This window comes from Endozoicomonas sp. ONNA2 (assembly GCF_024606365.1).
Classification (GTDB): domain Bacteria; phylum Pseudomonadota; class Gammaproteobacteria; order Pseudomonadales; family Endozoicomonadaceae; genus Endozoicomonas.
Genome location: NZ_JAHHPO010000013.1, coordinates 1 through 2072 on the forward strand (window position 1 = coordinate 1; position 2072 = coordinate 2072).

The following is a 2072-nucleotide window of genomic DNA, read 5'->3' on the forward strand; positions in this document are numbered from 1 at the left end:
GATAGCTGAACAGGGCTATTGATGCTTGAATAATGGATTTAGCGAATGGTTACTTGGCTTTTATCTGTTGCACGTCATGGGTGGCGATATTGATCTGACTGGTTGCCGAAGTGAGGAGCATCTCAGCATTTTTTACTTTCAGGTCTGCCTGTTCACGTTGTTCCTGCGCAGTCAATCCCTGTTGATAAAGGTGCTCGATTCGTTGAAGTGTCTGTTTTGCCAGATCTACCTCATTCATTGCCAGCATTCTCCGTGCTGTTGCTTCCTGTTTCCGGTTTTTTGCAGATAGCAGTTGAGCCTCCAGAGCTGCAATTTTTGATATGACTTCCCTGTGATCAATCTGGGCCAATAATTGCCCCCTACTGAGATCATCTCCGGGGCCGAAGACCATTGATCCTTCACGAAGATCACCACCCTGCTTTGTTTTTCCGATATAAACGACAGTATCTGATCTATCGAAGGACAAGCAAGCTTTGCGTTGCCCTTCTAATGTACCTTCAGAAATTACCCAGTGATTCATATTGGTGAGTTTTACTTCACGGATATTCACTGAAGCCGGAGAAATCACTTTGTCAGATGATGTTTTTTGATGATTCAATCGATAAACAAGAACGAGCATTAAAAGAACTATACATATCTGGAGTAACCGCTTTCTGTTAAGTCTATGGCCCACGATTTCGGAACAGCCCATTGAACTATCTCACAGGGATAAAGAGTAAGCTCAAGTTAGTATAATGAAGCATTCAGAGTGTGCTTTAAAAAACAAAAAGCAGTTTTTCCTGATGATGGTTGAGCATGGGCTACAATGATATGTCGTAAATCATCGTTAGAGTGAGGCTTCAAGCAAGGTGATAAAGCTGGATTTAGGAGTATTTCGTTTTCGACAGTACCTCAATCTGAAGAAGTGGCTGCTTGGGCCGGTACTGTGCAAGGCACAACGGAGCATAGCCTTAGCTATGTGACCGGAGTTGGGCTGCATGATGGATGCAGGAGATAGAGCAACGCAGGAGCAATTGCCGGGAATGCCAGCACAAGGAGTCAGAAATATATTATTTCATACGGATAGCTATTCATAGGAAAAAGTCAAATTTTGCAATCACTATCGACGGTAGTACAGACGGTGTAAAAGGCGGGCAGGATTTAAATGAAAATTTAACCAATTTAAATTACGGGATGTTAATGATAATTTTGTTCTGAAATTCAAATCACTGGTTAATACGGTCGACCTGTACAACCGAAATGCCCGGTTCCAGTTAAAGTTGGAATACCCCGGGTGCTGCATGATTGTTACACCGCGGTATTTTGATTCCAACAGCCTGCGCTTCATATTGATAGCCAATTCCGCCTTCAATACTGTTTTGCAAAAAGCTTCCACACTGGCATGATTGTCTTTAGAAATAGCTTTGAGGAGACCCGGAGTATGTTCAAAGTCCAACGTTTCAGCTGCCACCAGTTTTTCTTTTACCTGAACGCTGAGATCACTTGCCAGTATCCGTTGACAAAAGACGGTAACGCACTCACTTGAATCTTCTGACAGGGCGTGGTGCAAAGCAGGCATAATCGAAGGATTGGCACCGAGGGCCTCTAGCTGGTCTTGTTTCCACAGATCAGAGTTTTCCATCTTCAGTATCCATTCACAATAAGCATCGACGACGTTCACGTAGCCACCGCTCATAGCCAGACGCAGGCCTGGCGTGTCGTCCGAAGGGCCTTTGGGTGCCAGCAATTGCCGTATCACCCCGGGGTCCAGGTTACTGCATTGTACTTGCTCAAAAAAAGCCTGGATGCAATGGGCATGGTCTTTTTTGAGCGCCAGGTAAAGGCCGGGAACACCGGCAGGATTTTTAGCCTCCAGCTGTATTTGTTTCATCGATTCATCGCAAGGACTCTCCAATATATGTCGACAATAATGGTTGACGTGTTGTACAACACCGGCCTGCAAAGCCTCTGAAAGACGGGTAGCAACTCCACAATCGCTATTATTGACCATGAGCAAAGACTGATTTTTGCTGACCGAGTGATTGTTTAATAGAAATGCATTTGAACCCGGATCATTTGCTGTATGATTTTTA

At 44.4% G+C, this 2072-nt stretch carries 2 protein-coding genes; both read right to left on the reverse strand.

The window, feature by feature from the left end:
- Positions 1–49: 49 nt before the first annotated feature.
- Positions 50–619, reverse strand: coding sequence for an HlyD family secretion protein (locus KDK14_RS00170; RefSeq protein ID WP_257262993.1), 570 nt, complete (start codon positions 617–619; stop codon positions 50–52).
- Between the two features lie 480 nt (positions 620–1099).
- Positions 1100–2072 (reverse strand): hypothetical protein (locus KDK14_RS00175; RefSeq protein WP_257262994.1); only part of this gene is annotated, 973 nt, incomplete at its 5' end.

Excerpts from the sequence above, each read along its gene's own strand:
- KDK14_RS00170 (WP_257262993.1), bottom strand. The coding sequence starts at position 619 with ATGCTCGTTCTTGTTTATCGATTGAATCATCAAAAAACATCATCTGAC.